The following is a 25,388-nucleotide window of genomic DNA, read 5'->3' on the forward strand; positions in this document are numbered from 1 at the left end:
CTTCCCTCGCCGGCTTGTTTAAGTCAACTGCCTGACTTAGGCTATTGGTTGCAGAAACCAACTATCTTTTCTCAGCCGGGAGGCTGCTGATGTCCGCTGCTCCATCCGTGCGTACCGGGACCGTCGTCCCGGTGCTCGCCTCGGCCGGTATCACGGTCGCGCTGATGCAGACCCTGGTGATCCCGCTGGTCCCCGAGCTGCCGCGACTGCTGAACGCCTCGGCTGCCGGCACCGCCTGGGCGATCACCGCCACGCTGCTCGCAGCCGCGGTCGCGACCCCGATCATGGGCCGCCTCGGCGACATGTACGGCAAGCGCCGGATGCTGCTGATCAGCATCGGCATGCTGATCGCGGGCTCCATTGTCGCCGCACTCAGCAGCTCGCTCGTGCCCATGATCGCCGGTCGCGCCCTGCAAGGCCTGGCCGCAGGCGTGATCCCGCTCGGCATCAGCATCATGCGCGACGAACTGCCGGCCGAGAAGCTCGGTACGGCGACCGCACAGATGAGCGCCTCGCTCGGTGTCGGCGGCGCGCTCGGCCTGCCCACGGCCGCGCTTCTCGCCGAGAACTTCAACTGGCACACGCTGTTCTGGCTGTCGGCAGCCCTCGGCGCGATCGTCTTCGTGCTCGTACTGCGCTTCGTACCGGAGTCGGCGGTGCGCTCCGGCGGCCGGTTCGACGTACCCGGCGGGCTCGGGCTGTCGATCGGCCTGATTTCGTTGCTGCTGGCAATCTCTCAGGGCGCCGACTGGGGCTGGACCGGCGGGCGGACGCTCGGCCTGTTCGCGCTCGCGGTCGTGGCGTTGCTCACCTGGGGCTGGTGGGAGCGTCGTACCAGCGAACCGCTCGTCGACCTGCGCACGACCGTTCGTCCGCAGGTGCTGCTGACCAACCTGGCGTCGATGGTGTTCGGCTTCGCGATGTTCGCGATGTCGCTGGTGCTGCCGCAGTTGCTGCAGATGCCCAAGGCAACTGGTTTCGGACTCGGCCAGTCGATGCTCGCGTCCGGTCTGGTGATGGGGCCGTCGGGTCTGATCATGCTGGTCGCCGCACCGTTCTCGGCGAAGATCTCGAAGACCCGCGGCCCGAAGGTGACACTGATGCTCGGCGCGCTCGTGGTCGCGGCCGGGTACGGCGTGGGCAGTGTGCTGATGAGCTCGGTCTGGCAACTCGTACTGGTGTCGCTGCTGATCGGCGCGGGCATCGGCCTGGCGTACGGCGCGATGCCCGCGTTGATCATGAGCGCGGTACCGGTGTCGGAGACCGCGGCCGCGAACAGCTTCAACACCCTGATGCGGTCGATCGGCACCTCGGTGTCCAGCGCGGTCGCCGGCGTGATCCTCGCGAACCTCACGATCAGCCTCGGCGGCTACACCCTGCCCTCGCAGAGTGGCTTCCGCGTCGTCCTCCTGATCGGCGCCGGCGCCGCGCTGACCGCCCTCGCCATCGCCTCCTTCATCCCCCGTTCCCCTTCACAGGTTTCAGCCGAGGAAGGCGAGGGTGCGCTCGAGGAGGAGCTTGGCGGCGGGCTCGTCGTAACCCGGGAGGGATGAGTCGGCGAACAGGTGCTCCTTGCCTGGGTAGAGGAACAGTTCGGCACCGTCGACGGCGGCGACCAGGGCCTTGGCAGCGTCCAGGTCGCCGCCTTCCTCGGTGAAGAACGGGTCTTCATCCATGCCGTGCACCTGCACCGGTACGTCGTCCGGCCAGGCGCCGAACTCCTCCACCGGGAGGCACGAGTAGTAGAAGAGCGCGCCGACCGCACCAGCGCGAGTCTGTGCCAACTGCTGAGCAGGCACGACACCGAGCGAGAACCCGGCGTAAACGACGCTCGACGGCAGGCCCTGCGCAGCCTGGACGCCGCGCTCCGCGATGACACCGAAGCCGGTGGCCCTCGCGTAGTCCATCCCCTCGTCAAGCGTCGCGTAGGTGTTGCCCTCGTAGAGGTCCGGCGTGTGGACGGTGTGGCCCGCCTGCCGGAGCTCGTCGGCGAACGCCTTCACCCCGTCGGTCAGCCCTTGTGAGTGGTGGTACAGCACGACCTCGGCCATCATCAGCTCCAATGATCCAAATATCCCGAACAATCGGCGATGCTAGTCTATTCGAACCATGTCGATCAACAGTCAGTACTGATGCCACGCCTCCGGCGCGGCGGGTCATGGGGCTGGAACTCCCGTCCTTCCCTCGTCGCTCCAGTCGCTTCGCTCCCTGCGCTCCTCAGTCCAGGACGGGAGGCCCCATGACCGTCCCTGATTACGAGCTCGCCGACACCGTCGAGCTGACCACGGCGGAGCAGGTGCGGGCGATCAGCGATCCGCTCCGGACGACGATTCTCGGGCTGCTGCACGAGCGCGCGGCGACGGTGACAGAGCTGGCCACGGCGGTCGGGCGGCCGAAGAGTACGGTCGCGCACCACGTGAAGGTGCTCGCCGACGCGGGCATCCTGCAGGTGGTCCGGACCCGGCGGGTGCGGGCGATCGAGGAACGGTTCTACGGGCGTGCCGCGCGGATGTTCTTCGTCGGACTCGGCCGGCAGGGCGACCACGGGCAACTGCCCCACGACTTCAACGACTTCGAGGTCGCGGCCGAGGAGTCGAAACCGGCGTACGACGCGGGTCAGATGCGCTCGTTCATCCGGCACGCCCGCATTCCCGAGGAGCGTGCCGCGGAGTTCTGGCAGCAGGTCGACGCGCTGATCCACACCTTCGACCAACTCCCCCGCGCCGGCGACACGACGTACGGCTTCACGGTCGGCCTCTACCCGATCGGCGACTACCCGACGCTGCCACCGGCCGAAGACGAAGACTGATCTCTGGCGCCCAACTGCGGCCGGCGGCGTAGCGTGGAGATGGCGAGATTCTCCGGTCGCCCGGAGGTGGCACGGTGGATGACGATGGTGATGCGCCGCTGGTCGACGCGCTGAGCTCACTGCACGCGCTGCTGCTCGGCGCGCCAGGGCTCGAGGAGCTGCTCGCGAAGCTCGCCGATGTCGCGGCCAAGATCGTCGAGCCGCCGGCGTCCTGCGGGATCACGACGCGGTACGACGGACAGCCGCGGACGATCGTGAGCAGCGACGCCCGGGCAGCGTGGATCGACGAGCAGCAGTACAGCCTCCGCGAAGGGCCCTGTCTGGACGCATTGGCGAGCGGCGCCGCCGTGGACGTCGTCGACTATGCGGACGAGAACCGGTGGCCGGGATACGTCGACGCGGCCCGGACAGCCGGAGTCAAGGCCTCGCTCGCCCTTCCACTGATCGTCGACGGGCAGTCGATCGGCGCGATGAACCTGTACGGCTACGAGCGGGCGGACACCTTCAGCGACGCGGATCGCGAGCGTGCGACGGCGTATGCCGAACAAGCCGCCACTACGCTGGCCTTCGCGGCGCGTGCGGTGCGGCAGTCGGAGCTGGCCGAGCAGTTGGAGCAGGCGCTGGCGTCGAGGTCGGTGATCGACCAGGCACTCGGGCTGCTGATGGGCCAGCAGCGGTGCGATGCCCGAACCGCGTTCGAGTTGCTGCGCCGCCATTCCCAGAACCACAACCGCAAACTCCGCGACGTGGCCGGCGCCCTGATCGCCCGGCACACCGGCCGGCCGGCGGTCGACAGTCGCGAATTCGAGTCCGGCCCGAACGGGCCCGCCAGCGGTGGTGACACCAGGACGTGACCCGACCCGCGTTACTCGCCGTACACACCCAGGTGCTGCCCGGTAGTGAGTTCGTCGACGACATGACGATGACCCGCCTGCGCCTGCAGGAGGCTCGGCCACATCCACCGGCACGGGCGGTTGCCTCCGACCGCGTGCAGCAAGGTCTCGAAGACCCGTGGCCTGCCACTCGGCAGATGCAGTCCGAGCCACATCGTCATGACTTGTACCCGGCGCCCCTCGACGGCGACGGCGTCGCTGGCGATCACGACGTACTCCGGCCGCGCCGTCAACGCGAGCCAGGTGGCGCGATTGATCAAGTGACCTTGCCGGTCGACGTAGAGGGTCATTGGTGTCCCCTGTGCATCAATGCAGTACTGCGGACTACCTGCCGGATGCGACGACCTGGAACGAGATCCCGTGGTCCGTCGATGCTGGACGGGAATTGCCGGGAGTCGCACACGATCGGCACCGGAATGGTCCGCGGGCTGTTCTCCCAACCTTGGCGCAACCATAGACAAGCCACCCCCTCCTGACAACTGTTCTCGATCCGCGAGACAACGAGCGCAGCCCTGCACCTAGGCCGTGTTCGCGGCCTGGGTCTCCTCGGCCGCAAAGCGGTCGAGGACGTCGACCAGCCGGCCGAGTACGTCGCGGACGACGGCGTACTCCTCCTCGCCGAACTCTTCGGCGAAGCGGCGCTCGAGCTCGCCCAGGTGCGCGAAGCCGTCGCCGGCCACGGCCAGTCCGTGCTCGGAGAACGTCACCACCTTGGCCCGGCCGTCGTTCGGGTCGGACTGCATCTCGAGCAGGTCGAGCGCGACCATGTCGCGGATCACCTCGCCCATCGACTGCCGGGTGATCCCGGCTCGGGCAGCCATGTCGGCGGCCCGCCCACCCTCGGCGTGCAGCGTGCCGAAGACCGAGTTGTGGGCCATCTTCACCTCGGTGTGCCCGTCGGCGTGGGCACGGCGGACCATATCGGACTGCAGCGCGCGACTGGCGCGCTCGACCAGCGAGATCAGCGGCTTCCGATCAAGTCGCTGCACCTGAGGCCTTGACATGTCGTAAGGATACCTTCCAATATTTGACAGGAATCCTTACGGTATCAGGGGAGGGTCGATGGAGGCCAGGGAACTGCACCCGGTAGTGGCCGTTCTGTTCGCGCGGGGGCGGCGGCGGACGGTCCGGGTCGCGATCGAGCAGGAGTACGTCGTCGCCGCGGCCGATGGGGACGTGGTGCCGATCGAGGAAGTGCGGCGGGCGGCGGAGGGGTCGCTCGCGGCGCCGTACGTCAGCTTCGAGCCCGGCGGCCAACTCGAGCTGAGCCTGCCGCCATCGCTCGATCCGATCGGCGACCTGCGTTCGCTGACCGCGGACCTCCGGGGCCGGCTGGACGGCATCACGCTGCGGGCGATCCCGGTCGACCCACGACAGGATGTGCCGTTGCAGTTGACCTCGGCGCGGTACGTCGCGATGCAACGGCACTTCGACCACATCGGGCCGGCCGGTCGGCGGATGATGCGCCGTACCGCGTCCACGCAGATCTGTCTGGACTGGTGGCCGGGACAGGCCGGCATCGAGCAGTGGCGGGTACTCAACCTCGCCGGTCCGTTCCTCGCGGCACGTTTCAATCGCAGTGACCGGCTGGCGACCTGGTTGGAGGTCGACCCGGCACGTACCGCCTTCGACGACAGCCTGCTGCGTGACGAGGACCCGGTCGCGTCGTACGCCGCCTTCGCCGCAGCCGCCACGGTTTTCGTCGACGGTCCGGCCGGGCACGTGAGCACGCTGTTCCCACCGGTCCGCCCGCGCGGGACGTACCTCGAGGTGCGCTTCCTCGACGCTCTTGAGCCAGACGCAGTCGAGCGTGCGCTCGCCGTACTCAAGCAGCTCATGTACGACGACGTACGCCGGCGCGACGTACTGCGGGCGCTCGAAGGGTCTTGTTCCGCAGAACTGTGGCGGGCGGCGGCTGCCGGCGTACTCGATCAGGAGGTGGCGGCATGAGCGGCGTGCTGTTCGTGACCGACCCGTTGGCCGGTCTGCAAAGCGATATCGACGCCAGCGTCGGGCTGATGAGTGCGACGCAGGACCTGGGACTCGACATCTGGTGCTGCGGCCCGGAGGACCTCGCGGTCGTCGACGGGCGGGTGTGCGCGCGGGCTCGGCGGATCTGGCTGCGGCCGCGTGTCGCCGGTGGCGATCATCGGTGGATCGTGGACTCGACGTGGTGGGACGAGCTCGGTACTGCGGTCGTCGACGTCGCGTCGTTCGAGGTGGTTCAGCTGCGGATCGATCCGCCTGTCGACGCGCGGTACCTGCACACGACGTACCTGCTCGATCTCGTCGAAGCGGCGGGCACTCGGGTGATCAACCGGCCGGAGGGGATCCGGGCGATGCACGAGAAGCTCGTCGCGCTGCAGTTCCCCGAGTTGTGCCCGCCGACGTACGTCGGGGCCGATCCGCAGGCGCTGCGGTCGTTCGTGCGGGGCGTCGGCACGGCGGTCGTGAAGCCGGTCGACGGGTTCGCGGGGATCGGTGTCTGGCTGGTGCGGGACGACCGAAGTGCGATCGCGTTGCTGGAGTCGGCCACGCACGGCGGGCGACAGCACGTGATCGCGCAGCAGTTCCTGCCGACTGTTGCGGAGGGCAACAAGCGGTTGTTCCTGCTGGACGGCGAGATCGTCGGCGCGGTGCTTCGGTGCCCGGCCGTCGACGACTTCCGGATCGGGCCGCCGGTCGCACCGGCCGAGATCGACGACCACGACCGCGCGATCGTCGGCGTACTCGGACCGGTACTGCGCAAGCACGGCCTGGTCATCGCCGGTCTCGACGTGATCGACGGCCGGCTGATCGAGGTCAACGTCACCTGTCCCGGCGGCATGCACAAAACCGACGCCCTGCTCGGGACCAACCTCAGCCACACCATCGTCAGCAGTCTGTTCAAGGGAGCACTGGTTTGACGTCCTCCCCGCCGCGAACGGCGGGGATTCCAACACCACTACGCGGAGGTAGCAAGTTGAGGTTCACGGTTCTCAGGGACCAGTACCGCAGTCGCTCCCCGCGCGTTCACGGCCCGTCCGGCCGCGATGTTGATAGCTGCATTCACATCAGCGTTCGCGGTGTAGTCGCAGGACCGGCAACGGAAGACGGCTTGGCTCTCGCGCGCCTCCCTGTCCCTGGTCCCGCACTGCGAACACGTCTGCTATGTGTACGCCGGGTCGATCCTCTTGCGCCACGTCGGCCGCTGGTTGGTGCCACCGAAGAAGCTCCTCACCGCCCGATCGAAATCTCGCAACGCCTGCTGCTGGACGGTCTGCGATCCAGCGCGCAACCAGGCGTTGTCGGCTCGGGCTTCGGTCAGTTGCCGGGCCTGCTCCACGAACCGAGGCGGGTTCCTACGGCGGCCCGCCGACCACATCGACCACTGTTCCAAGGCCAGGTTCCACACGTACCGGGCGTGTGCGCAATGGTCCAGCAAGACCGCTTCCTGCTCCGGGGTCGGGGCACAGCGGAAGCGAGTCACGAAATGAATCCAACCACCATGCACCGACAGTTCCGCCGCTGCGCTGCGGTCCAATTCATCCTCGCCTGAAACGGCGGATTCCTTCGGAGGTTTCGATGAACATGAGCAGCATTACCGTTGTCTGTATTGCCCTGCTGGGCATCCTGTTGTTCCTGCTCGGTGCCAACGTCACCCGGAATCGCGCGCTCCGCGGTGGCGGCAACCAACTGCCGAGCGATCCCACCGACCGGTTGTTGATCGCGGTCCGCGCGCACGGCAACGCGGCCGAGTACATCCCGACGATGATCGTGCTGCTGCTGGTCTGCTCGGCTTTGTCCGACAGCTGGGTGATCGACGTGCTGGCCGTCGCGGCTGTCTTCGTCCGGTATGTGCACGCCTTCGGCATGCTGCGGTCCGCCTCGCTCGCGACGCACGGCCCACTCCGCGATGTCGGTGCCATGGGCACCTATCTCGTCGGGGTCGCGCTCGGTGTCACCGCGATCGTGACGATCTGAAAGCGGTCGGGGTGGCGCCGGTGAACTGGCGGAACATACGGGCGAAGTGCTGGCTGGAGCTGAAGCCGAGGCTCAGTGCGAGCGCGGTGATGGTCACGTCGCTGGATTCGAGGAGTTGGCGGGCGCGGTCGATCCGGCGCTCGTTGAGGTAGCGGTGCGGAGGCTGGCCGAGCTCACCGGCGAACAGTTCGGCCAGGTACGCCGGGGCAAGCCCGACGCGATCCGCCAACTCCTTCAGCGTCCAGTGCTCGTGGAACTCCTGGTCGAGCAGGCGTTTCACCGTCCGTACGGCGGGATGCATCGCGAGCTGCGGTACGGCGGCCGGCGCCAGCGACCGGGAGACCGCGAGCACCAGATGATCCACCGCGAGCGCCAATCCCGTCTCGGCGTACTCGTACCGCGTGGTCAGCTCCCGGACCAACTGCGCGAACGCGTAGGCGAGCTCACCGGCCTCCTGATGTACGACAGTCCGCGGCATCCTGAGTCCCGGGTGACGCCTGCCGACTACCTCCAGGTCGATCGCGGCGAAGTAGAAGTGGTGATTGCCGGACCGGCCCGCGAGGTGATGGATCATCCCGGGCGGTACGGCGAACAGGTGTCCTGGGTGCAGTGCGTAGCTCTCGCCGCCTGCGACCCAGTGCGTGGTGCCGTGCTGCTGCAGGTAGATCTCCCAGACCGGGTGGTCGTGCGGCTCGATCAGGAACTGCTCGGGCACCCACTGCTCGCCTGCGTGCAGCAGTCCGCTGCCTGGCGCGAATCCGTCGGCGTGGAAGCCGGCGCGTAGCCCGCTGGGCCGATGGAGAGACACCTGAAGATTGTGTCCAGTTGCCTGAACATCGGCAACGCAGATGAGGTCAATCGTTCCTAAGTTGATCGCCATGGACGCTGACGACATTGCCTTCTACCGCGAGCACGGCTACTGGATCTCGCCGGTGATCGTGCCCGATGACGTGCTGGACGCGGCCGAGCGCGGCCTGCAGCGGTTCTACGCGGACGATCACGATCGGGCGTTGCCCGACATACCGGCGACTCGTGGGTGGCGGCCGGCGGACGGCGACGTACTGCGGAAGAACGACTACTCGTCGCTTCGGGTGGACGAACTGGACGCGCTGGTTCGGCATCCGGCGATCGCGGCGACGGCGGCTGCGTTATCCGGGGCGGACGGGATTCGGTTGTGGCACGACCAACTCCTGTTCAAACCGCCGGGCGGATCGGCGCGAGTGGGATGGCATACGGACCGGCAGTACTGGCAGTCGTGTACATCGGACGAGATGCTGACCGCCTGGGTCGGGTTCCACGACGTCGACGAGGTGAACGGTGCGGTGGCGTTCATGCCCGGAAGTCATCGGTGGTCCGTGACCGGACTGGACTTCTTCTCGCAGGACGCGGCGGGGCTGGAGGCGTCGATCGTCGCGCAGGGGTTCGACGCGACTCCCGTCGTACCGCGGATGCGGCGTGGGCAGGTCAGCTTCCACCATTGCCGGACGGTGCACGGCAGCTCGGCCAACCTGAGTACGGCGCCTCGGCGTTCGCTCGCGATCCATCTGCAGCCGCTCGACAACCGGTGGCGGCCCGGCGCGAACCACCCGAACGACACCCTCGTCCGCCACAACCCCGACCCCGACTACACGGATCCGGCGATCCTGCCCCAACTCTGGCCCCAGCCTTGAGAACCGGACCACGGTCCGTTAAGGTCGCCGCATGGAGACGCGTGCCGGACTCGACCGGATCAACGAACTCGGGCAGCGGGATCATTTCCTGGCGGTGGCCATCACGCAGCGACGGTCCGGTGAGCCGGCCGCGTCGGTGGTGAACGCCGGAGTGCTCGACCATCCGGTGACCGGCGAGCCGGTTGTCGCGTTCGTCGCGCGTGGACGGACGGCGAAGCTCACGCATCTGCGACGTACGCCGGCCGCGACGCTGGTGTTCCGCGCGGACTGGGAGTGGATCGGCGTGAGCGGATCGGTCGAACTGGCGGGACCGGACGATCCACTGGAAGGGATCGACGCGGAGCGGTTGCGCGTGCTGCTGCGGGACATTTACCACGCGGCGGGCGGCGTACATCCGGACCTGGAGGCGTACGACCGGGAGATGGTGGCGGATCGGCGTACGGCGGTGCTGATCACGCCGGAGCGCTTCACCAGCAATCCGTCCGGCGGCGACCACCAGGAGGACGAGTGAACGTCGTACCCGGGACGATTCAGGTCTGGTCGGATCTGTTGTGCCCGTTCGCGCAGGTTGCGATTCACCGGCTCCGGACGACTCGGACCGAGCTCGAGCTGGACGGGGTGGTGCGGCTGGATCACCACACGTTCGCGCTGGAACTGTTCAACGGTCCGCACTCCCGGCCGGGGACCGACAGCGAGGCGGTCGGGCTCGGTCAGCTCGCGCCGGAGATCGGGTTCCGTCTGTGGACGCAGCCCGACTGGACCTACCCGTCGACGGTGCTGCTCGCCGCCGAGGCCGTCCACGCCGCCAAGGCCCAGGGACTGCAGGCCTCGGAGGATCTCGACGCGGCGCTTCGCCGAGGCTTCTGGTTCGAATCCCGGCCGATCGGCCACCGGCAGACCATCCTCGAGATCGCGGCCGACGTCGCGTCGGTCGACGCCACCGAACTGGCCGCGGCCCTCGACGACGGCCGGGCACGATCCGCGGTGATGGGCGACCACGCCGTCGCTGTCACCGACGCCGTACAGGGCAGCCCGCATCTCTTCCTCGCGGACGGCACGAACATCCACAACCCGGGCATCGACGTGCACTGGGAAGGGCCGTGGGCCTCCGGCTACCCGATTGCTCAGAGCAACGATCCGGACTGGCCGAAACGCCTCCTGCACGCCGCCGCGGCACCCGGACCCTAGATTTCTGCCGGACTCGCGGACGAAGATCTGGTCCGAACGCCTGCCGACCCTTTCCGACTGGTCGGACAGCTTCGTCAACGACCTCGCGATGACCTGATCGGTTCAAGCTGGGCCGGCGCGGAACCCCGCCAGGGCTAGGTGCTGGGCTCCCAGGCGGTCCTACCGATCGAGAAGCGCCGGTAGTAGCTGACGGTGCCGAGGAACGGCTCGTCATCGCCGCGGCCGATCTCGGTCATCCCGAGTGCGGCCAGGATGCGCACCGAAGCCCGGTTCGCATCCACCGCCTCGGCCCAGATCTCCTGGAGCCCCAGTACGTCGAACCCGTACGCGAGCCCGAGCCGCGCAACCATCCCGCCCAACCCGCGTCCCCACCGCTCAGAAGGCCCAACGACGTACCCCAGTTCCCGCCGATCCGGTTCCGCTCCGGCCAGGTCGACGTACCCAACCACCTCGTCGCCGGCGACCGCCGCGAGGCGGAGGTGATCTGATTTCGGCTGCTCGATCAGCACGCGCCAGTGAGCCTCGAGCTCAGCCGCCGACCGGTCCACCGTCCAGCCGGCATGCTCACAGAAGCGCCGATCGCGCCCCCACGACACATAGGCCGCCACATCCGCCAGACCGAGCGACCGCAGGAACACCCGCTCCTGCCGCCTGCGAGGTTCTGGAAGGTTCACGGCGTCATACTCGTCCGGGCAGGGGTCTCGAGGTTGAGCCGGATCAGGACGATGCCGTAGGCGACGAGCCAGACGACCCACATCAGCCATCCGAGGAGACCGAGTAGGCCGAGGACGCCACCGGTGTCGATCACCCAATAAGCGAGGGTGGCCGAGCTGAACTGCAGCGCGGCGGCGACCAGCCCCAGGACGCCGTGCCATGGCGGGATCAGGCCAGTACGTCGGCCTCCGATGGACAGACCGACGAGAGCGAGCGCCAGAAACGTTCCGTTGAGGGTGAACAGCGCATCGTGCAACGCCCAGAGGGCCGTGGTCGCGGAGCGGTCGTGCGGAGCGGTCGAGGTCAGGGCGAGGCGCGTCGCGACGATCCCCGCGAAGGTGCCGTTCTGAAGAATCAGACCGGCGAGCCCGACCAATGACCACGCATCGCGGCGCTCACGCTCGGAGCGCCACAGCGCGGCGACCGCACCGGCGCCGAACAAGGTGGCCAGGACCCAGGCGGCGGGTGTGAGTGCGGAGCCGATGCCGACAGCGAGGCGCTCGGTGGCGAAGAATGCGCTGACCTCGCCGATCTCGGCGCCGGTGAGTGGCAGACCGGCGGGGATCATGATCACGTTGGCGAGGACGATCAGGGCGGCGAAGGCGATGGCGGCGATGCCGCCGACCCGGGTGAAGGCCGGAGCCTCAAATTTCGTTTTACTTGTCATATATTGATTATAGATAGCGTAACTTGGAGAGCGAAGACGGTATGGACGCAGAGCAGAGCAGACGTCGCTACGACTCGCTGCGCCGGACGACGCAGGCGATGGAGACGCGAGCCGAGATCGCCCGCGCGGCCCGCCGGCTCTTCGACTCCCGGGGCTGGGCGGACACGACCGTGCGCGAGGTGGCGCGTGAGGCTGGTGTCTCCGTGCCCACGGTCTATGCGGCGTACGGAAACAAGGTCGGGCTGACCCGTGCGGTGGCCGATTCGGCCGATCTGTCGGCCGACGCACCCCAGATGGTCGCGGAACTCGAGGCCGCGGCGAACCCCGAGCGACAGCTCGCGGCGATGGCAGCCTACGACCGGCGGCTGTTCGAGCGCGCGGGCGACGTCATCCTGATAATTCGCGAAGGGGGCCGCAGCGAACCCGACCTCGCCACGACCTACAGCGACGGTCGCAAGCGGGGCGACGAAACCCGGATCCAGGTCTTCTCGTCCTGGCCGTCCGGCACCCTTCGGCCCGGCCTGGACCTACAGACTGCCGTCGACGTCTACGCGGCCATCTGCAACATCGACGTCTACACCACCCTCACCACCGAACGCGGCTGGCCCCCCGACCGCATCGAGGACTGGTGGGGCCAGGCCCTGGCCCGCGAACTCCTGAGCCGAACGTGACCACCATGCGCCGGGGAGCTCAGGCCCGGCGGGGTGCCGACCAGCCGGCCAAGGCGACGACTGCAGCAACCAGCCAGATGCCGACGGCAACGATTGGTGCCCCGGTCCACTCCACCTGGTAGGTCTCGTCCCTCCAGTTGGTCAAGGTGTAGCCCGGGTCCGGCTCGAGCATCATGATGACAATGGTGAGGATCGACCCGGCGAAACTGGACGCTACTGCGACGATCGTTGCGGGAGACAACAGATATGCCAACATCAGCAAGAGACAGACGACGAGCAGAACTGCTCCCAGATGGCCGAGCGGCGTGGGTCCGCCAAGAAGCTCTATCCCGATCAGACTGATCCCGCTGTAGAGCTCGGTAGGGGTTCGACCGTCCTCCCGCCATGCAGTCAGCCACGGCGGCGCGAGCACAACCAGCAACGCCAGCGACACAGCGAAACCCATCAGCCGGACGTGCTGACGTTTGGACTCGTCACTGCCGGAAAGTGGCGCTTGGACGCCTCCGAGGGAGTCGCGGTTATCTGCCTCGCCCATGCATGCCCCTTGCCCCAGAAACGGATGCTCAAGGCATCTTCCCAGGCCTTCAGGTCAGCCTGTTCGCGATGAGGAGGGTATTTCCGTCGACCGCGAACGAGGGTTGGCGGTCATGAACCGTTGCTGTGATAGTCACTGAATGTGACCATCAGATCACTTCGCGGGCGGAATCTCGTCGTCGCCATCGTCGTCGGACTCGTCGCGGTGGTAGGCGCGGGGTTCCTGGTCGGGCGACCGGCGTGGAACGGGCGGTGCGCCGCCGGCTTCGACGAGATGCCGTCGAAGGAACTCGGACAGCTGCACTCGGTCCCCGTCGATCAGGTGAACGTCGACGACTTCCCGGAGGCCTACCGGCCGAACGCGCGAAGAGTTCTCGAGGTCGCGAAGAAGCCGGTCGCTCCGCTGGGTGCGGCCCGCGACGCCGTCGTCGTACCGCATGAGTACGGCGTGGGCAGTGCGAGGCTGGCCGACTCCGACGACGGCAACGTCAGGTTCGTGATCGGCGCAGGCGATCTGAAGGGGATGGCAACATCCGGCGGCATCGTGCAGGTCGACGGCGAGACCGGCCGCCCTGCCTGGGGACGCGGCCAGGCCGGGTACGCCCTCGGTGGTGGCGGCCTGAGTGACCAGTTCCTGCTGACGCACATTCCGAACGACAAGGCGCCGCGCGTCGCAGCGGTGAACACGAGCAACGGAGACCTCGCCTGGTGCACGAAACTCGGCAAGGACGTCGAGACCGGCTGGCGGCCAACGTTCGACTCCGCCGCCAAGGGCGATGCACTCTTCACCGTCCGAGGCAGTGATTCGGAGGAGAAATCGGATCGGGACGTGCGGTTGTCGCGGCTCGACACCGGATCAGGCGAGGTGAGCTGGGACGTGCCGGTCAAAGGCGTCATCCAGGCCGACTCGGTGCACCTGCTGGGTGATCAAGTGTTGCTGAATCCGCTGCACACCGACATGGATGACCAGACCAGGGCAAGAATCCTCACCCAAGAGCACGACCAGCCCGTCAGGGACCGGGGCGCCCTGGTCGCCCGGTCGGTCGCGGACGGTGCGGCCAGTTGGACCTATCGCGGCCCGGATGAGCGGCCCTGGATCAACAATGTCGTCGGCACCGGCAAGGACGTCGCGGTGGTGATCTCCCGCCGGCCGGTCAAGGACGGCAACAAGCCCTGGTCGACCGAGACCTGGATGGTCGGCCTCGACCGGACCGGCAAGCAGCTGTGGAAGTACGACTTCAAGAACCAGTACGACTACGACCTGTCCCGCTCGTTCCTGGTGACCGATGATCTCGTGGTGTCGCAGGAGAAAGACGGCGAGCAGAACACGTCGCTGCTGGTGGCGCGCGAGCTGGCCACTGGTGAGGTGCGCTGGCGGACCCGGTTCGAGGACGGCGGCCCGCGGCTGGGATCGAACGCGTCGAGCGTCCTAGGAGACAGCCTGCTCGCCGCCTCCTTTACCGGCGGACTGATCGCCGTCGACCTCAAGACCGGTGCCCTCAGCAACCCACTGCCCGGCAAGAACATCGGACCGGTCGACGGCCTCGTCAGCGACGGCCGGACCGTCACGATCGACGTCAACGGCCTCTTCATCACCTTCGACCGAGCATTCTGAGCTCGGCCGGCAAGTGAGTGGAAAGCGAGTAGAAAGCCTCGCTGGGTAGCTTCGCGGTGTCTTGCACGCATCCTGGGGCGCCGCGACGAGGGGAGTGGCGCCCCAGTCCGCGTCGTTGAACTACTGGGGAGATGTATGCGTACCAGTTTGCGGGCGACCGTCGTCGCTGCCGCCACCGCGTTGATGGTGCTCGCCGGGACTTTGGGTGCCCGAGACGCATCGACTGCTGAGGACCTGTCCGACGCGGAGTTCTTCGGGCTCCTCGACTACGGCGTCGCCGGATTGCGCCAGGTCCAGGCCGCCGTACAGAAAGGTGACTACGCCGCGGCCAAGAGTGAGCTGCTCGCCTACTACCGGGCCCGTCCGGCCAACGATGCCGGCAAGTTCACGCACAAGGATTGGCCCGGCGTTCTCGCGTTGACGCCCGACCACATCTGGACGCTGGGCTCCGGCGAGACCTACCTGACCACGGCGCGATTCGGCACCCAGGAGGCGGCGGTCAGCGCTGATGTCACCTCCGCCATTACGAGTGGAACCACCGGTTTCCTGCTGATGGCGCGGATCAAGGATCCCGTCACGGTCGTCGTCAACAGCCGCGAGAAGGCGTCGGGCAAGCCGGCGTTGCGGCTGACGCTCGACGACGGGTCGGTGCGGACGCTCAATCCCACGGCCGACACGTACATCAAGGCAGGTGCCGACGCTGGTACGACGTACGGCGCCAAGGACCACCTCCAGGTCCGGGACCAAGGGGCTGGTCCCTTCACGGCCGAGACCCGGAAGGCCTTCCTGCAGTTCGATCTGACCGGCGTCTCCGGTGTCCGCAGCGCGGCACTGACGCTGACCGGGCGTGCTGACGCTGCCAAGGACGTCATGGTGTTCAGCAATTCCGAGGCGTTCGTGGAGAGCACCCGCACCTGGAACAACACCGTGCAGAACACGTACTCCTGGCAAGGCGACCCCGGCGGCTTCGACTGGCGGCTGCCGACCGGCGCCGACAAGGAGTACTGGTACCAGTTGGCGCGCTTCTTCTTCGCCGGTCCGCTGGCCACGGCGTACCAGAAGACCACCGACGAGAAGTACGCCGATGCGCTGATCGGCACGATGACCGACTTCATCTCCGACGCAGACGGGTACGGCGACGCGGGTTCCTACCCACGCAGCCTCGACACCGCGAGACGGCTGGACAACTGGACGGCGGCGTACGAGATCCTGCGCAGCAGCCCCTCGCTGGACGCGGAGGAGAATGTCGAGATCCTGAAGACGATGTACCGATCGGGCCTCCATCTGCAGGGCAACGTCCACGACAGCCCGAACTGGATGCAGACCCAGAAGATCTCGCTGTTGCACGCCGCCGTCTACCTGCCGGAGTTCACCGCGGCCGCGGGCTGGCGGACCAGCGCGGCCGACTTCCTGGCGGGTCAGCTGAACGACTCGACCTACGCCGACGGCGGCTACCGCGAGGCGACGAGCGGCTACGCCCGGGGATACGTCTCGCAGTACGTCGACCTCGTGGAGTTCATGAAGAAGCACGGGATCGCCTTCACCGCGACCGAGAAGCTCCGCAAGCTCGGTCATTTCCTGATGGACCAGACGCTGCCGAACGGCTACACGGCGAACTACGGCGACAGCGGCAGCGACGATCAGCGCTCGGTCCTGCGCCGGCTCGGCGAGTTGCTCGGCGACCAGGAGCTGATCTACGTCGGTACGTCGGGGAAGGCCGGCACGAAACCCCAGCATGTCGCGGCGCGGTATCCGGACACCCGGGTGGCGGTGTCCCGCTCGGGCTGGTCGGCGGCTGACTCCTACCTGCGGTACAACATCGATCGCGGCCCGCACAGCCACCCCGATGAACTGTCGCTCGTCACCTACGCACACGGCCGCGAGTTGCTGGTCGACCCGGGCGCGTACTCCTACAGCTCGGACCCGAGATCGGACTGGTTGCGGAAGACCACCGAGGCGCACAACACCGTCGAGGTTGACAACCTGCCGCAGAACAACACAGCCGCCGGGGAGATCACCCATTTCGTCAGCAACCCGGCGTTCGACCTGATCAGCGGGAACACCGACGCGTCCGCCGGGGCCTGGCACGCGAGGTCTGTGCTGACGCTGCGATCGGGGATGTCGCTGGTGTCCGATCAGCTCAAGCCGCGCGACACCGCAACGCATCGCTACGAGCAGAACTGGCACTTCCTGCCGGACGCGAATCCCGTGCAGACCGCCACCTCCAAGGCAGCGGTCACCAAGTTCGCCTCCGGCGCGAATCTGGCTGTCGTCCCGGCGGATCCCGAGAAGCTCACAGCCTCGGTGCGCAACGGGTACTACTCGCCCGCGTTCTATCACGTGAGTGACGCGAAGTACGCCTCGTATGTCAAGCAGGGCAAGGGAAAGACCACGTTCGACACGCTGCTGCTGCCATCGCCGGCGGCCGCCGATGGCGCCGTACGGATCAACCGGTTGGCGGTCGGGACACTGACGCCCGATCTGGCGACGGCACTGGACATCCGGTACGGCGACGGCGGCCGTGGCACCTACTACAAGTCATGGGCGTCGAAGGCCACCCGCTCGTTCGGGTCGTACAGCTTCGACGGGAAGATGCTGTACGCCGAAGACCGCTCCCTGGTGCTGTACGACGGATCGAAGGTCACGCGGGCCGGCAAGGTCCTGCTCAGCTCGCCGGTCGCGGTGAACGATGTCGCCGTCTCGTACGCCGGTTCCACGCTCCGCATCGACGGTCGGGGGCTGACGGCCTCGACCGATCCGGCGAAGGCGATCGGTATCGCCGCTCCGAACACGACCGAGGTCCTGCTCAACGGCGCACGCGTCGACTTCTCCCGCACCGGCGACCTGGTCTACGCGGCGGCAACACCCTGACCGGGCTCAGCTGATGCCCTTGAGGAGTTGGCGGGCCATGACGATGCGCTGGACCTGGTTGGTGCCTTCATAGATCTGCGTAATTTTGGCGTCGCGCATCATGCGTTCGACCGGGTAGTCGTGGGTGTAGCCGTAGCCGCCGAGGAGTTGGACGGCGTCGGTGGTGACGGCCATCGCGACGTCGGAGGCGAAGCACTTGGCGGCGGCGCCGAAGTACGTCAGGTCGGAGTCACCGCGCTCCGAGCGGGCGGCTGCGGCGTACGTGAGCTGTCGGGCCGCCTCGATCTTCATGCCCATGTCGGCGAGCATGAACTGCAGGCCCTGGAACTCGGCGATCGCCTTGCCGAACTGCTTGCGCTCCTTGACGTACCCGAGCGCGTAGTCGAGCGCGCCCTGCGCGATCCCGAGCGCCTGCGCCGCGATCGTCACCCGGGTGTGGTCGAGGGTCGCCATCGCGGTGCCGAAGCCCGTGCCCGGGTCGCCGATCATCCGCGAGGCCGGGATCCGGACGTTGTCGAAGTACACCTCGCGGGTCGGCGAGCCCTTGATCCCGAGCTTCTTCTCCGGTGCGCCGAATGAGACGCCGTCGTCGGACTTCTCCACCACGAAGGCGGAAATCCCCTTCGACCGGGCGTCCGGGTCCGTCACCGCGAAGACCGTGTAGAAATCGCTCACTCCGGCGTTGGTGATCCAGCGCTTCACGCCGTTCAGCACATAATCCGAGCCGTCGGCCACCGCGCGGGTCTTCATCGAGACGGCGTCCGAACCGGCCTCCGGCTCGGACAGGCAGTACGAGAACATCGAGTCGCCGGCCGCGACCGGCGGCAGGTAGCGCTGCTTCACCTCGTCCGAGGCGGACAGCAGCAGCGGCAGTGAGCCGAGCTTGTTGACGGCCGGGATCAGCGAGGTCGAGGCGCACGCGCGGGCGACCTCCTCGATCACGATCACCGTGGCGAGAGCGTCCGCCCCGGCGCCGCCGTACTGCTCCGGGATGTGCGGCGCGTGGAAGTCCGAGGCCTTCAGCGCGTCGTACGACGCCTTCGGGAACTCGGCCAGCTCGTCCACGTCCCCGGCGTGCGGGGCGACCTTGGCGTCGCAGACGTCGCGAACGGCCTCGCGGATCGCCTGGTGCTCCTCGGACAGCGCGTACAGCTCGAATGAGTTACTCACGAGTCACACAGTACGACGAACATCTCGCCTGTGGAGGACGTCGTACGCCGAAAGTGAGCAAGAGCGCACTCTCCAGACATGAGCCGATAACCGTCTGATAACCACGATGGGTAGAGTCCCCGACATGAGTGAAGCGACCTCCCGCCCCCTGCGGATCGCCGTGATCGGCACCGGATACCTCGGCTGCAACACCTCCGCGGGGATGGCCGAATTCGGTTTCGACGTGATCGGGGTCGAGATCGACGAGCACCGGCTGAAGCTGCTGAACGACGGCAAGGCGCCGCTGTACGAACCCGGGCTGGACCCGCTGCTGAAGAAGCACGTGGACTCCGGCCGGCTGCGGTTCACCAGCGACTACACCGAGATCGCCGACTGGGCCGACGTGCACTTCATCTGTGCCGGCACCCCGCAGCTCGAGGGCAGCGAGGCGGCCGATCTGTCCCAGGTCTACTCCGTCGTCGACATGCTCGCCCCGCTGCTCACCAAGCCGACCCTGGTGGTCGGCCGCTCCACGGTCCCGGTCGGTACGTCGAAGGCGGTCGAGGAACGCATGCACCGCCAGGCCCCGGCCGGGTCGGCGGTCGAGATCGCCTGGCAGCCCGAGTTCCTCCGCGAGGCGCACGGCGTGGAGGACACACTGCACCCGGACCGCCTGGTGTTCGGCGTCCAGTCCGCCTCCGCGGAGGCCCGGCTGCGCGAGGTGTTCGCGACCCCGATCGGCGAGGGTTCGCCGGTGGTCATCTGCAACCTGCCGACCGCGGAGCTGGTGAAGGGCGGCGCGAACGCGTTCCTGGCCACGAAGATCTCGTTCATCAACGCGCTCGCAGAGATGGCCGACGCGACCGGCGCGGACGTCACCCAGCTGGCCGAGGCGCTCGGGTACGACAAGCGCATCGGCCGCGGCGCGCTGAACGCCGGGCCCGGGTACGGCGGCGGCTGCCTGCCGAAGGACCTGCGCGCGTTCATGCACAGGGCCGGTGAGCTCGGCGTCGAAGAGGTCATCACGCTGCTGCGTGAGGTCGACGACATCAACCAGCACCGCCGCGCCCGGATCGTCGACCTGACCCACGAGATGCTCGGCGGCCAGTGGATCGGCAAGAACGTCACCGTGCTCGGGGCCGCGTTCAAGGCCGGCACGGACGACGTCCGCGACTCGCCCGCGCTGGACGTGGCCGGGCGGATCCAGCTGCACGGCGCGAACGTCACGGTGTTCGACCCGGAGGCGATGGAGAACGCCCGCAAGGTGCGCCCGACCCTGCGCTACGCCCCCACCGCGGTCGAGGCGTGCCGCGAGGCGCACGCCGTACTGCACCTGACCGAATGGCCCGAGTTCCGCGAGCTCGACCCGGCTGCGCTCAGGGGGATCGTCACCGGCCCGGTCGTCATCGACGCGCGCCTGAACCTCGATGCCGACGCGTGGCGCGCCGCAGGCTGGACCTACCGGGCGCCGGGCAGGCCTTAAGCGACTGTCGCCGATCGCAGAACCGGGCGCGTCAGCACGACGCACCCGGTGATGGCCGCTGCCACCGAGATGCCCAGGCAGACGCCCGTGATGCCGATGCCGCTCACATCGGCCAGGCCGCCGAGTAGCGGGTTCGCCACCATGATCGCGAAGCTCTGGCAGAGCACGACGATCGACTGCAGGCGGGACTGGAACTCACGCTCCACCGAGTTCATCAGCAGCGGCAGCACGTGACCGGTGAACGTGCCGACGCCGATCCCGCTCAGCACACCGGCGGCGAACGTCAGCGGCACCGGGTCGAGCACCGAAAGGCCGAGCAGTCCGGCAGCCGCTACCAGAAGGCCGACAGCGGCGAAGATGCCCGGCCGGGGAAACGCGCCCCACATCAGGATGCGTAGGGCGATCACCCCCACTCCCAGGCTCCGGCTGGCGACCAGCAGACCGGCGGTCTGGGCGTTCCAGCCGTGGTCGCGGGCGAGCAGCGGGAACAGCAGTGCGTCCATCGGCATCAGCAGACCTGCCGCAACCGTCATCGTGATCAGCAGCGCCCGGGTGAGCGGGCGGCCGAAGGCAACCTGGATGCCGGCGCCGATCGACCGGAACATGCCGGCCGGCATTCGGCCGGGGGGCGCGATCGTCTTCCGCAGCAGGATCAGGACGACGATCATCACGCCGAACGTCAGGGCGTCGAATCCGGCGGCCGCGGTGAGTCCGGCCCAGCTCACCAGGACGCCGCCGACCGCAGTGCCCGTGACGGCGAAGACCACGCCGGTCACCTGGAAGCTCGCGAGCGCTCGGGGCACCTGGGCCGGCGGCACCAGCAGGCGCGGCATCGACCGGGAGGACGGCAGGAAGAACGCGTCGATCGTTCCGACCACGATGGCCAGGATCACCAGCAACCACACGGGTTCGCCGACGGCCAGGGTGGCCGGGACGAGGGCCGCGGTGACCAGGAACATCGCCGTACAGCTCGCGAGCAGCACCCGTGGGGCGCCGTACTTGTCGCCGATCGCGCCGCCGACCAGCAGCAGAACGGCTCGCGGGGCGGCGGCGAGCAACAGGATGAGGCCGGCGATGCTGCCGCCGTGGCGGGTGGCGGTCCAGCCGATGGCGAACGTCATCGTCAGATCGCCGAGGAGGGACACGACGGCGCCGAACAGCCAGATCCAATAGCGGACCGGAATGCGCTGCGTGTCCGAGTCAGTGGGCGGAGTCACGATCGACGACCTTAGACGACAACCAATGGGAACTCATGACTACCCGCCCCGTCCTGTGGAAAACCAGTGACTGCCTCAGCCTTTACGCAGCTCTGCCGCCCCGTCACGCACCGTAGCGCCCTTGGCCCGCGCCGCCCCCGCGAGAGTTTCCTGGAACGCGATCATCCGGTCCCGCAGTTTCTCGTCGGACGCAGCCAGGATCCGGACCGCGAGCAACCCCGCATTACGAGCGTTCCCAATCGAGACGGTCGCAACCGGTACTCCGGCCGGCATCTGCACGATCGACAGCAGCGAGTCCATTCCGTCGAGGTATTTCAGCGGCACCGGGACGCCGATCACCGGCAGCGGGGTCACCGACGCGAGCATCCCGGGCAGGTGCGCGGCACCGCCGGCGCCCGCGATGAGTACCTTGAGGCCCCGCCCGTGGGCTGACCGTCCGTAGTCGATCATCTCGGTCGGCATCCGGTGCGCCGACACCACATCTGCCTCAAAGGGCACGTCGAACTCGGCACACACCTCGGCCGCGGCCTTCATCGTCGGCCAGTCGCTGTCGGACCCCATCACGATGCCAATCACTGCTGTTTCCTATTCGTCGATCGTGCCGGTCAGGTACGCCGCGGCATGCCGCGCGCGTTCACGGGTCTCCTCGAGGTCGTCGCCGTACGCCGTGACGTGGCCCACCTTGCGCCCCGGCTTCACCGACTTCCCGTAGAAGTGGACCTTCAGGCCCGGGTCGCGCGCCATGCAGTGCAGCAGGCCGCGGTGCATGTCCTCGACGTCCCCGCCGAGCACGTTGACCATGACGGTGTACGGCGCCCGCGCGGCCGGCGAACCGAGCGGGAGGTCGAGCACCGCGCGCAGGTGGTTCTCGAACTGGGACGTGACCGCGCCGTCGATCGTCCAGTGCCCGGTGTTGTGCGGGCGCATCGCCAGCTCGTTGACCAGCAGCCGCCCGTCCCGCGCCTCGAACATCTCGACCGCGAGGATGCCGACCACGCCGAGCTCGCCGGCGATCCGCAACGCGGTCTGCTGCGCCTGGGCGGCCCGCTCCGGCGCCAGACCCGGCGCGGGCGCGGTCACCTCGACGCAGATGCCGTTCCGCTGCACCGACTCGACGATCGGGTACGCGACCGCCTGCCCGTGCGGCGAGCGCGCCACGATCGCGGACAGTTCGCGGACGAAGTCCACCTTCTCCTCGGCCAGGATCGGTACGCCGCTGCCGAACGCGGTCGCGATCTGCGGGTCCTCCGGACCGTCGACGAACCACACGCCCTTGCCGTCGTACCCGCCGCGGGTGGTCTTCAGGATGATCGGGAAACCGCCGACCCGCTTGGCGAAGTCCGCGACGTCGGCGGGCGTCGCGACCACCTGATGCGCGGGCGCCGGCGCGTCGAACGTGTCCAGCCGGGCGCGCATCACAGCCTTGTCCTGGGCGTGCACCAGCGCGTCCGGGCCGGGATGGACCTTCAGACCGTCTGCCTCGAGCGAGTGCAGCAGGTCGGTCGGGACGTGCTCGTGGTCGAACGTCACCACATCGCACTCCGCGGCGAACCGCCGTACCGTCTCCGGGTCCTTGTAGTCGCCGACGGGAGCGTCCGCGACGGCCTGCGCCGCCGACACCGTCTCGCCCTCGGCGAGCACGCGGAGCTGGATTCCGAGGGCGACGGCCGTCTCCTGGGTCATCCGGGCCAGCTGCCCGCCGCCGACCATGCCGACGACCGGGGTACCGACGGGGAGATCCTTACGATCGAACTTCACAGCGGTGAGCCTAATGTCCATACATCATTCGCCGTACGGCGGCCGTGGCGGCACGCGGGCGATTTCGGGGTCGGACCGGTCGCCGGGTACCGTGGGAAGCTGCCCTCCCCGTTGCGGTGTGATCACAGAAGGTTCCGAGGACCGTTGAAGCTCGTCACCACGCTGTACCGCCAGTTCCAGCACTTGGTGCACGAAGTTGCCAAGTTCGGGCTGGTCGGTCTGCTCGGTCTGGTCGTCGACCTGCCGATCTACAACTGGCTGGTCTTCAGCAACCCGCTGGTGCTCGCCGACTCGGGTATCGGCATGCTGCACCACAAGCCGCTGACCGCGAAGCTGATCTCGACCACGGTCGCCACGCTCGTGACGTACTTCGGCAACCGGTACTGGACGTGGCGGCACCGGGAGCGCTCCGGACTGCACCGTGAGTACGTGCTGTTCTTCGTGCTGAACGGCATCGGCCTGCTGATCGCGGCCGGCTGCCTGGCCTTCTCGCGGTACGTCCTGGACCTGCACAGCTGGCTGTCCGACAACATCGCCGCGAACTTCATCGGCCTCGGTCTCGGCACCCTGTTCCGCTTCTGGTCGTACCGCAAGTTCGTCTTCAGGGAAGAACTCGCCCTCGACGAGGCCGAGCACACCCCGACCCCGGACTCCCCCGCCGAACTCGACGGGGAGTCGACGGGAGATCTGCCCGCGGTCCGTTGACGCGGCCCCGTCCTGCAGTTGTCGTCAGCATCGTTCTGGCTGTGCTGCTGGTGGGCTCCGTTGTCGCCGGGACCGTGGCCGTCGGCATCGTGCGGGCCGACGCGAAGACGCAGCTGGAGCGCGCCGACGACCTGCAGCGCAAGGTCGACGCCGCCGGGCCGGGCGAGCAGGTACGCACGGAGGTCCTGGCGGCTGCGCGGGCGAATGTCGGCGTCCTCTTCAGCTATGACTACCGAAAGCTCGACGACTACGCGTCGGCGGCCCAGAAGGTCACGACGGAGACGTTCGGCGCCGAGTTCGCGAAGACCGTGGCGGCGATCCGTCCGCAACAGCTGAGCCAGCAGGCCGTCGCCAAGGCCGAGGTCAAGGACGCCGCAGTCAAGGACGCGACCGCCGCCACGGCCCACGTCCTCCTGTTCGTCGACACCACCACGACCACAAAGGGCGCGTCGGCACCGAGCATCCAGCGCACCCGAGTGCAGCTCACTCTCCAGTCAGTGGGCGGCCACTGGCTCATAGACGGCGTCGAAGCCGTCTGAGTTCGTCACTCTCCGAACGGCGGCTTCCAAGTGGCGTTGCCGTCGGTCCAGTGGAAGTAGACCGGGTCGGTGAAGGTGCCCGGGACCTTGCCGAACGACTGGATGACGGTGGTCGGGCCGGTAGCGTGGCCGAGGGCGTACATGTAGGCGGTGTGGGTGTCCCGGTCGATGCCGAGCAGGACCGATCCGTACTGGCCGCACTGCTGCGCGATCAACGTCTCGAAGCCCTGCCAGGTCTTACTGCGAACCTGCTTGACGATGGGCTTCATCGGCGCGGTGGTCGGGATGTGGATCGTGTACAGCGCACCGCCGCGGGTGTTCGCGAGGAACGTGTCGTAGGTCTTGGTCGAGCTGATCAGCGTCATCGCTTTCACCGCGGCGAACCCGGGCGCGGACACCCTGCTGCGCCAGACACCCTTGCTGTCGATGGTCCAGCGGAACAGCGTGCCGTCGTTGCGCAGCCCGTACATGTTGGACCGCATCACCTTGTCGTAGTAGTTCCCCTCGTCAAGCGCGACGAAAGTCCCCCAGCCGCCGCCGATCCGCTTGATCCCGCCGTCGATGACGCCGCCGCTGGCTGAGTAGTTGGCGTGGTACAGCGCATCCCCCAGGACGCTGTAACCCGACACGAAGGCGATGCTCTCCCCGTCATCGCCCCACGAGATCGAAGAACTGAACCGAACCGCCCCGTCGGGGTACACCCCGGTCCCCAGGATGTGGCTGGCCGGAGCCGTAGGCGGCGTCGCTGCGAAGACGCCCTGATCCCGGTGGTCACCGCCGGCCGTCACGGACCCCACGGCCACGGGGCAGCCCCCTGCCGACACCCCGCTCGGCGTCGCCGCCGCGGTTCCAGGGATCACCACCCCTGCTGCCACGAGTAGGGCCGCTGCTGTCGTTCCGAGTGGTTTGAGCATTCGTACCACCCCCCTTTCACTTGTCTTG

28 protein-coding genes and 1 pseudogene are annotated in these 25,388 nt (G+C 67.9%); 15 read left to right on the forward strand and 14 right to left on the reverse strand.

Features of this window, described 5'->3' with window-relative positions; genetic code table 11:
* Positions 1–89: 89 nt before the first annotated feature.
* A complete protein-coding gene (locus tag EV649_RS09680; RefSeq protein ID WP_130382578.1) occupies positions 90–1,553 on the forward strand; it encodes an MFS transporter in 1,464 nt (487 codons plus the stop codon).
* Here EV649_RS09680 and EV649_RS09685 read toward each other — a convergent pair.
* Positions 1,482–2,051, reverse strand: coding sequence for a dienelactone hydrolase family protein (locus tag EV649_RS09685; RefSeq protein ID WP_130382580.1), 570 nt, complete (start codon positions 2,049–2,051; stop codon positions 1,482–1,484). The two genes, EV649_RS09680 and EV649_RS09685, sit on opposite strands and share 72 nt — an antisense overlap.
* A gap of 188 nt (positions 2,052–2,239) precedes the next feature.
* On the opposite strand from EV649_RS09685, the gene EV649_RS09690 reads away from it, so the two are divergent.
* Both EV649_RS09690 and EV649_RS09695 read left to right on the forward strand, forming a co-directional pair.
* Positions 2,240–2,809 (forward strand): winged helix-turn-helix domain-containing protein, encoded by a 570-nt coding sequence (locus EV649_RS09690; protein ID WP_130382582.1) that lies wholly within the window; start codon positions 2,240–2,242, stop codon positions 2,807–2,809.
* Positions 2,810–2,883: 74 nt separating this feature from the next.
* On the forward strand, positions 2,884–3,663 hold the full coding sequence (locus tag EV649_RS09695) for a GAF and ANTAR domain-containing protein (RefSeq protein WP_241997929.1): 780 nt from the start codon (positions 2,884–2,886) through the stop codon (positions 3,661–3,663).
* A gap of 11 nt (positions 3,664–3,674) precedes the next feature.
* Here EV649_RS09695 and EV649_RS09700 read toward each other — a convergent pair whose 3' ends face one another.
* Both EV649_RS09700 and EV649_RS09705 read right to left on the reverse strand, forming a co-directional pair.
* The gene (locus EV649_RS09700; RefSeq protein WP_130382584.1) at positions 3,675–3,992 is read right to left on the reverse strand and encodes a hypothetical protein; all 318 of its coding nucleotides are present in this window, start codon (positions 3,990–3,992) and stop codon (positions 3,675–3,677) included.
* A 228-nt stretch (positions 3,993–4,220) separates the two neighbouring features.
* Positions 4,221–4,706: a MarR family winged helix-turn-helix transcriptional regulator gene (locus EV649_RS09705; protein ID WP_130382586.1), complete on the reverse strand. Its 486-nt coding sequence runs from the start codon at positions 4,704–4,706 to the stop codon at positions 4,221–4,223.
* Positions 4,707–4,764: 58 nt separating this feature from the next.
* Between EV649_RS09705 and EV649_RS09710 the strand changes: the two genes are divergently transcribed.
* Together EV649_RS09710 and EV649_RS09715 are read left to right on the forward strand one after the other, a co-directional pair.
* Entirely contained in the window at positions 4,765–5,652 is an 888-nt protein-coding gene (locus tag EV649_RS09710) for a glutamate-cysteine ligase family protein (protein ID WP_130382588.1), read from the forward strand.
* Positions 5,649–6,608: a glutathione synthase gene (locus EV649_RS09715; protein WP_130382590.1), complete on the forward strand. Its 960-nt coding sequence runs from the start codon at positions 5,649–5,651 to the stop codon at positions 6,606–6,608. The genes EV649_RS09710 and EV649_RS09715 overlap by 4 nt, the downstream gene beginning before the upstream one ends.
* 38 nt (positions 6,609–6,646) lie before the next feature.
* On the opposite strand, the pseudogene EV649_RS41510 reads toward EV649_RS09715, so the two are convergent.
* A pseudogene (locus EV649_RS41510) lies at positions 6,647–6,838 on the reverse strand (zinc ribbon domain-containing protein); the annotation flags it as partial.
* 12 nt (positions 6,839–6,850) lie between these two features.
* Entirely contained in the window at positions 6,851–7,171 is a 321-nt protein-coding gene (locus EV649_RS41515) for a helix-turn-helix domain-containing protein (RefSeq protein WP_241997930.1), read from the reverse strand.
* Positions 7,172–7,272: 101 nt separating this feature from the next.
* On the opposite strand from EV649_RS41515, the gene EV649_RS09725 reads away from it, so the two are divergent.
* A complete protein-coding gene (locus tag EV649_RS09725) occupies positions 7,273–7,665 on the forward strand; it encodes an MAPEG family protein (protein WP_157996213.1) in 393 nt (130 codons plus the stop codon).
* On the opposite strand, the gene EV649_RS09730 is transcribed toward EV649_RS09725, so the two are convergent.
* The gene (locus EV649_RS09730) at positions 7,643–8,473 is read right to left on the reverse strand and encodes an AraC family transcriptional regulator (RefSeq protein ID WP_198682373.1); all 831 of its coding nucleotides are present in this window, start codon (positions 8,471–8,473) and stop codon (positions 7,643–7,645) included. The two genes, EV649_RS09725 and EV649_RS09730, sit on opposite strands and share 23 nt — an antisense overlap.
* 70 nt (positions 8,474–8,543) lie before the next feature.
* Between EV649_RS09730 and EV649_RS09735 the strand changes: the two genes are divergently transcribed.
* The 3 genes from EV649_RS09735 to EV649_RS09745 are packed head-to-tail and all read left to right on the forward strand — an operon-like array spanning position 8,544 to position 10,523.
* Entirely contained in the window at positions 8,544–9,335 is a 792-nt protein-coding gene (locus EV649_RS09735) for a phytanoyl-CoA dioxygenase family protein (protein WP_241997931.1), read from the forward strand.
* Positions 9,336–9,366: 31 nt separating this feature from the next.
* On the forward strand, positions 9,367–9,846 hold the full coding sequence (locus tag EV649_RS09740; protein ID WP_130382598.1) for a pyridoxamine 5'-phosphate oxidase: 480 nt from the start codon (positions 9,367–9,369) through the stop codon (positions 9,844–9,846).
* Positions 9,843–10,523, forward strand: coding sequence for a DsbA family protein (locus EV649_RS09745; protein ID WP_130382600.1), 681 nt, complete (start codon positions 9,843–9,845; stop codon positions 10,521–10,523). The genes EV649_RS09740 and EV649_RS09745 overlap by 4 nt, the downstream gene beginning before the upstream one ends.
* A gap of 134 nt (positions 10,524–10,657) precedes the next feature.
* Here the strand turns inward: EV649_RS09745 and EV649_RS09750 are convergent, their stop codons facing one another.
* Both EV649_RS09750 and EV649_RS09755 read right to left on the reverse strand, forming a co-directional pair.
* Entirely contained in the window at positions 10,658–11,197 is a 540-nt protein-coding gene (locus EV649_RS09750) for a GNAT family protein (protein ID WP_157996214.1), read from the reverse strand.
* On the reverse strand, positions 11,194–11,904 hold the full coding sequence (locus EV649_RS09755) for a hypothetical protein (RefSeq protein ID WP_198682374.1): 711 nt from the start codon (positions 11,902–11,904) through the stop codon (positions 11,194–11,196). Before EV649_RS09755 ends, EV649_RS09750 begins: the two co-directional genes overlap by 4 nt.
* Before the next feature lie 41 nt (positions 11,905–11,945).
* Between EV649_RS09755 and EV649_RS09760 the strand changes: the two genes are divergently transcribed.
* Complete coding sequence (locus EV649_RS09760) at positions 11,946–12,575, forward strand: TetR/AcrR family transcriptional regulator (protein WP_130382604.1); 630 nt, start codon at positions 11,946–11,948, stop codon at positions 12,573–12,575.
* Between the two features lie 19 nt (positions 12,576–12,594).
* On the opposite strand, the gene EV649_RS09765 is transcribed toward EV649_RS09760, so the two are convergent.
* Positions 12,595–13,110 (reverse strand): hypothetical protein, encoded by a 516-nt coding sequence (locus EV649_RS09765; RefSeq protein WP_206751580.1) that lies wholly within the window; start codon positions 13,108–13,110, stop codon positions 12,595–12,597.
* 141 nt (positions 13,111–13,251) lie between these two features.
* On the opposite strand from EV649_RS09765, the gene EV649_RS09770 reads away from it, so the two are divergent.
* Together EV649_RS09770 and EV649_RS09775 are read left to right on the forward strand one after the other, a co-directional pair.
* Positions 13,252–14,724, forward strand: a complete 1,473-nt coding sequence (locus EV649_RS09770; RefSeq protein WP_130382608.1) for a PQQ-binding-like beta-propeller repeat protein — start codon at positions 13,252–13,254, stop codon at positions 14,722–14,724.
* A 135-nt stretch (positions 14,725–14,859) separates the two neighbouring features.
* The gene (locus tag EV649_RS09775; protein WP_130382609.1) at positions 14,860–17,595 is read left to right on the forward strand and encodes a heparinase II/III family protein; all 2,736 of its coding nucleotides are present in this window, start codon (positions 14,860–14,862) and stop codon (positions 17,593–17,595) included.
* 6 nt (positions 17,596–17,601) lie between these two features.
* On the opposite strand, the gene EV649_RS09780 is transcribed toward EV649_RS09775, so the two are convergent.
* Entirely contained in the window at positions 17,602–18,765 is a 1,164-nt protein-coding gene (locus tag EV649_RS09780; RefSeq protein WP_130382611.1) for an acyl-CoA dehydrogenase family protein, read from the reverse strand.
* A gap of 124 nt (positions 18,766–18,889) precedes the next feature.
* Here EV649_RS09780 and EV649_RS09785 point away from each other — a divergent pair, with 124 nt between their 5' ends.
* The gene (locus tag EV649_RS09785; RefSeq protein ID WP_198682375.1) at positions 18,890–20,227 is read left to right on the forward strand and encodes a UDP-glucose/GDP-mannose dehydrogenase family protein; all 1,338 of its coding nucleotides are present in this window, start codon (positions 18,890–18,892) and stop codon (positions 20,225–20,227) included.
* Here EV649_RS09785 and EV649_RS09790 read toward each other — a convergent pair.
* The 3 genes from EV649_RS09790 to EV649_RS09800 form a co-directional block, all read right to left on the reverse strand.
* Positions 20,224–21,444: an MFS transporter gene (locus EV649_RS09790; protein WP_130382612.1), complete on the reverse strand. Its 1,221-nt coding sequence runs from the start codon at positions 21,442–21,444 to the stop codon at positions 20,224–20,226. The two genes, EV649_RS09785 and EV649_RS09790, sit on opposite strands and share 4 nt — an antisense overlap.
* A 75-nt stretch (positions 21,445–21,519) precedes the next feature.
* Entirely contained in the window at positions 21,520–22,005 is a 486-nt protein-coding gene (gene purE / locus EV649_RS09795) for a 5-(carboxyamino)imidazole ribonucleotide mutase (protein ID WP_130383637.1), read from the reverse strand.
* Positions 22,006–22,029: 24 nt separating this feature from the next.
* On the reverse strand, positions 22,030–23,202 hold the full coding sequence (locus EV649_RS09800) for a 5-(carboxyamino)imidazole ribonucleotide synthase (protein ID WP_241997932.1): 1,173 nt from the start codon (positions 23,200–23,202) through the stop codon (positions 22,030–22,032).
* 144 nt (positions 23,203–23,346) lie between these two features.
* Here EV649_RS09800 and EV649_RS09805 point away from each other — a divergent pair, with 144 nt between their 5' ends.
* Positions 23,347–23,907, forward strand: coding sequence for a GtrA family protein (locus tag EV649_RS09805; protein WP_130382616.1), 561 nt, complete (start codon positions 23,347–23,349; stop codon positions 23,905–23,907).
* 41 nt (positions 23,908–23,948) lie between these two features.
* Positions 23,949–24,446, forward strand: a complete 498-nt coding sequence (locus EV649_RS09810) for a hypothetical protein (RefSeq protein ID WP_130382618.1) — start codon at positions 23,949–23,951, stop codon at positions 24,444–24,446.
* A 5-nt stretch (positions 24,447–24,451) separates the two neighbouring features.
* Here the strand turns inward: EV649_RS09810 and EV649_RS09815 are convergent, their stop codons facing one another.
* On the reverse strand, positions 24,452–25,249 hold the full coding sequence (locus EV649_RS09815; protein ID WP_241997940.1) for a hypothetical protein: 798 nt from the start codon (positions 25,247–25,249) through the stop codon (positions 24,452–24,454).
* Positions 25,250–25,388 lie beyond the last annotated feature (139 nt).

It is taken from the genome of Kribbella sp. VKM Ac-2569, assembly GCF_004216905.1.
Classification (GTDB): domain Bacteria; phylum Actinomycetota; class Actinomycetes; order Propionibacteriales; family Kribbellaceae; genus Kribbella.